This is a genomic window from Caballeronia sp. M23-90, from assembly GCF_053574605.1.
The window spans coordinates 1-4436 of sequence record NZ_JBSIPA010000516.1 but is presented as its reverse complement, the minus strand read 5'-3'; the positions used below and the strand labels follow the sequence as shown (position 1 = coordinate 4436).

5 protein-coding genes are annotated in these 4436 nt (G+C 59.2%); 1 reads left to right on the top strand and 4 read right to left on the bottom strand.

Annotated elements, in window-relative coordinates:
• Positions 1 to 264: 264 nt before the first annotated feature.
• Entirely contained in the window at positions 265 to 597 is a 333-nt protein-coding gene (locus ACRXB1_RS31450; RefSeq protein WP_061998928.1) for a BON domain-containing protein, read from the bottom strand.
• A 492-nt stretch (positions 598 to 1089) separates the two neighbouring features.
• Here ACRXB1_RS31450 and ACRXB1_RS31445 point away from each other — a divergent pair, with 492 nt between their 5' ends.
• Positions 1090 to 2574, top strand: coding sequence for an RNA polymerase factor sigma-54 (locus ACRXB1_RS31445; RefSeq protein WP_061998927.1), 1485 nt, complete (start codon positions 1090 to 1092; stop codon positions 2572 to 2574).
• Positions 2575 to 2627: 53 nt separating this feature from the next.
• Here the strand turns inward: ACRXB1_RS31445 and ACRXB1_RS31440 are convergent, their stop codons facing one another.
• From ACRXB1_RS31440 to ACRXB1_RS31430, 3 genes are all read right to left on the bottom strand, one after another.
• A complete protein-coding gene (locus ACRXB1_RS31440) occupies positions 2628 to 3518 on the bottom strand; it encodes a YihY/virulence factor BrkB family protein (RefSeq protein WP_449494264.1) in 891 nt (296 codons plus the stop codon).
• Between the two features lie 152 nt (positions 3519 to 3670).
• On the bottom strand, positions 3671 to 4027 hold the full coding sequence (locus ACRXB1_RS31435) for a chemotaxis protein (protein ID WP_449494265.1): 357 nt from the start codon (positions 4025 to 4027) through the stop codon (positions 3671 to 3673).
• Between the two features lie 118 nt (positions 4028 to 4145).
• A partial coding sequence (locus ACRXB1_RS31430) for a trehalose-6-phosphate synthase (protein WP_449494263.1) occupies positions 4146 to 4436 on the bottom strand: 291 nt, incomplete at its 5' end.

The window sequence follows — 4436 nt, the reverse complement described above, 5'->3', positions numbered from 1 at the left end:
TGCGCCCGCCGCACCGCCGCCTGATTGAGCCATCGCGGGGCCGGCCAATGCAAAAGCGAGCGCGCCGAGCAAAGCAAACTTTTTAGTGTTCTTCATGGTCATCTCCATTTCCTTGTAAGCCGGACGTCTACAGTAAAACCTGTGCGCCCGGACGTTGAGTTACTTATTCGTACTTCTGATCAATTGTGTCCAGCGTGAAAAATTTTTCGATAAACCAGAAAAGAGGCGGACGGCTCTCAGCCCGCCCGCATCTCTCAGTGAGTCTTATTGAACGACCTTCAAATGGTTCTTGACCGAGTCGACACCGTCGACCTTCGCCACGACTTCTTCAGCGCCGCTCTTGTCATCGGCCGTCGGCACCGTGCCCGTCAGCGAAACAACGCCCGCACGCGTCTTCACGTGGATATGCGTGGACTTGACGTTCTTCGCGCCCAGCAACTCGGCCTTGACCTTCGTCGTGATTGCAGAGTCATCGACCTTCGTGCCGATCGACGTGGAAGCACCTGTTGCATGCGTAGCGGTCTGTGCGTTGACATTCAGCGCAAACACGACGCAAGCGATACCACCGGCTGCTTTCAGGAATTGGGTCGACTTCATAGAGATTCTCCTTCTTATCGAATTAAGAGGACGGCGGAGTCCGCTGTCCCGATTGATCGCAGGCCGCCTCGTACGGCCGCAGCTTCTTGCTGCACTAACCTGCTCGGTTCATACCGGCTATGCCAAAGCACTACCGGTAGCGTGGTAACCAACGCAAGTAGCGTGCCGGGACGCTTGCGGCGATCGGCAAATGTGACCCGGACTAAACCCTGAAAACCCCATGCATCAATGCGCACCGCACGATTCATACGTGTGATGTTTGCGTCCTGACAGCCACGCCCTCTCAGTCTTCAGCACCACCGCGCTTTGCCGATGGGCGTGTAAAAAGTGCGCGAATTAGTCCCTGAACAAGAATACGACGGGCAACATCCATGCGAAAAATCTCTTTCGGATCGTGCACTCACGCACGTTGCATGATGGCGATCACTCGCATGGCACGAGTGTTGCTCTTAGAGGACGCACGAAAGATCCAACATTGAGGAACAACACGCAATGCCGCCTTCCCTCGAACTACGTACCAAACAAAGTCTTGCGCTCACGCCGCGCCTCCAGCAATCGGTTCGTCTGCTGCAGCTTTCGTCGCTCGAGTTTCAGCAGGAATTGCGCAACGCGCTCGATACCAATCCCTTCCTCGAGTACGACGAGACGCAAGCGGAAGACAACGCGCTTTCCACCGACAACGGCAGCTCCCTGAGCGAGACGCCCTCCCTCGGCGAAGCCACCGCACCGGTCGACGCACCCATGGCCGCCGAGAGCAGCAACGATGGTTCGGACAGCAGCGACTCGCAGTCGCACGAGGACTCCATGAGCGAGTTCTCCTCCGATCCGTTTGGCCGTACATCGACACGCAACAACGGCGATGGAGACGGATCCGATCCTGCGGATTGGGTTCGCATCGAACCGTCTTTGCATGAAACGCTTCACGACACCCTGCGGCTTTATCCAATCAACGATCGCGACCGCGCGGTGGCGCAACTGATCATCGAAGCACTCGATGACGACGGTTACTTGCGTCAGGATTTGCAGGAGTTGTCCGAGCTCGTCGATATCGAACCGGCATTGTCAGAAGCCGAATTGAACATCGCGCTGAAGCTCGTGCAATCGCTCGATAAACCCGGTGTCGGCGCACGCACGTTGTCCGAATGCCTGCGTCTGCAACTCGATGCACTCGACGCGGATACGCCGGGACGCGCTGTTGCGATCGAGATCGTGATGCATCATCTGGAACGGCTCGCACGCCGTGAGCAAGCCGAGTTGCAAAAGAAGATCGGCTGCAGCGCGGACGAACTGCGCGTGGCTTGTGCGCTCGTGCGCAAGCTCGATCCGAAGCCAGGTTCGAACTATGGTGCAGCAGAAGACAACTACGTCGTACCCGATGTGATCGTGCGCCAGGTCAAGAAGAACTGGGTCGTGACGATCAACCCGGCGGTTCTTCCGCGCGCCCGTATCCACCGCATGTATGCCGAGCTGTTCGCGCAATCGGCTGGTGCAAGCCGTTCACCGCTCGCCCAGCAACTGCAGGAAGCACGCTGGCTGATCCGCAACGCACAGCAGCGTTTCACGACCATTCAGCGCGTGGCAGAGTGCATCGTTTCACATCAGAAGGCGTTCTTCGACTACGGCGAAATCGCACTCAAGCCGCTCGTCCTGCGCGATGTCGCCGATGAGCTCGAACTCCACGAATCGACCATTTCACGCGCGACGGGTAACAAATATATGTCGACGCCGCGCGGCATTTTCGAGTTCAAGCATTTCTTCCCGCGCGAGTTGAGCACGGAAAGCGGCGGTACGTGTTCGGCCGCTGCCGTGCGCGCGTTGCTGAAAGAGATGATCGCAAAGGAGAGCAGCAGCGAACCCCTTTCCGATGTCAGCCTCGCGAAGATGCTCGCGGATCAGGGTGTGATCGTCGCGCGCCGGACAGTGGCGAAGTATCGTCACCTGATGAAGGTGCCGCCGGCCGAGTTGCGTCGCGCATAATCTGGTTTTCCCGGTCTGAACCCAACGCCTTTGAAATAATTCAAGGGCGTTTTTTATCGCCAGCCGGAAACGTGTTGCCTGCGCCTGCGTCCTGCCGTTGCCGATACTTCCGCGCCGAGCAGGAACACCGCCGCCGAGTAGTACAGCCACATCAGGATGATCGCGAGCGACCCCGCCGCGCCGAACGTGTTGGTCATGCCCGCGTGTTGCAGGTAGAACGCAAAGAGGCGTTTGCCGCACTCAAAAAGCAACGCCGCCGCCGAGGCGCCCAGCGCCGCGTCACGCCACTGCATGCGCGAGCTCGGCAGGAATTTCAGCAGCACCGCAAACGCCAGCATCATCATGAAAAGCGAAATTGCGCGTTGAGCAACCGCCGCAATCAGGAACGATGGACCGCTCGTACCGAGCACCCACTGTCCGACGAGGACCACGGCGGCATCGAGTATGAGGAGCGCCACGATCAGCAAACCCGCGCCGACCACGAACGCGAACGAGATCGCCCGCACGCGCAAGATGGCGAGAATGCTGTCGCGTGTGCTTGACACGGGTGCCGGCCAGATCACGTTGAGCGCCGTATGCAGCGATGAAAACGTCGCCGATGCCCCGACCAGCACGCCCACGCCGGAAAGAATCGCTGTACGCGTGGCGATATCCGCGTGCCATGCGTTTGCGACGATCGCTTCCAGGCCATGCGCCGCGTCCGCGCCCACGACACCCGCGATCTCGCCAAACAGGCGCCCTTGCACCGCGTCCGCGCCGAAGAAAATACTCGCGACCGCGATGATGATGACAAGCGTTGGCGCAAGCGAAAACGCCGCGAAGAATGCGACGGCCGCAGAAAACATGACGCAATGATCCTGCGACCATTGGACGATCGGCTCCTGGATCCAGGACCAGAAGAATTTCAGCCTTCGTTCTTTCGGTTTGGTGGTTGCCGTGGTCAAACGCGCGCTCCCGCAGATGTTCTTTTTCCGCGATGGTAGCGCGTAATCGTCGCCCGGCGGTCGTTCGGGCTTTGCCTGACAACGCTGATTAACAGGCACAAAGAAAAACGGCGCACCCTCGGGGCGCGCCGTTTTCCATGGAACCGCGGAAATTACGGCTCTTCTTCCTCGTCGTTGGCCGGGTCGGCGGTTTCATCGTCGATTGCACGGGTTTCGTCTTCGACCTCGTCGGGCAGGATGTCCGAATCGAGTTCGAGGTTGTTGTCCCCGTCCGCCGATGCCATCTCGCCCGTTCCGTTTCGATCCGTGTCGCTGTTCAGCTCCGCTCCGGACTGGCCGATCGCATGCTGATCGAGTTCGTCTTCGATATCACCTGGATACCGCTTTTCGCCTTGCACGTCCGATCCGCTATCCGAGGAATCGCTCGGCCCCAATGCGCCGGTTCCATGGCCCTTCCCAACTTCCACACCACCTTCTTCGTCCGGATCCAAAGTGCTTCCACTCATGATGACCTCCTGATTGCGTGTATGCATCGACGCAAAAGCCGTTCCGCGTGCACGCCGACCGCAAATAAAAAACCCCGCGCCGGATGAACAGGCGCGGGGCTTCACCGAAAGAGCAAGCAATTCAACTCGATACGCGCGCAGGTCGCTTAGCTTCGGAAACCTGGCGCACCGTTTTCTTCGTCACCGATGCAGCCGTCGCCACACTGCGCAAATCCTGCAAGAAGGAGTCGCGCCAGACGGAAAGATTGTTCTCGCGCAACGGCGCCATCATGTCGGTGTGACGGGATTGACGCTCGGCGAGCGGCATCGATAACGCCCGTTCCAGCGCTTCCGACATCTGCGACAGGTCGAACGGGTTGACCACGAGCGCGCCCGGCAGCTGGTCGGCCGCGCCGGCAAACTGCGACAACAA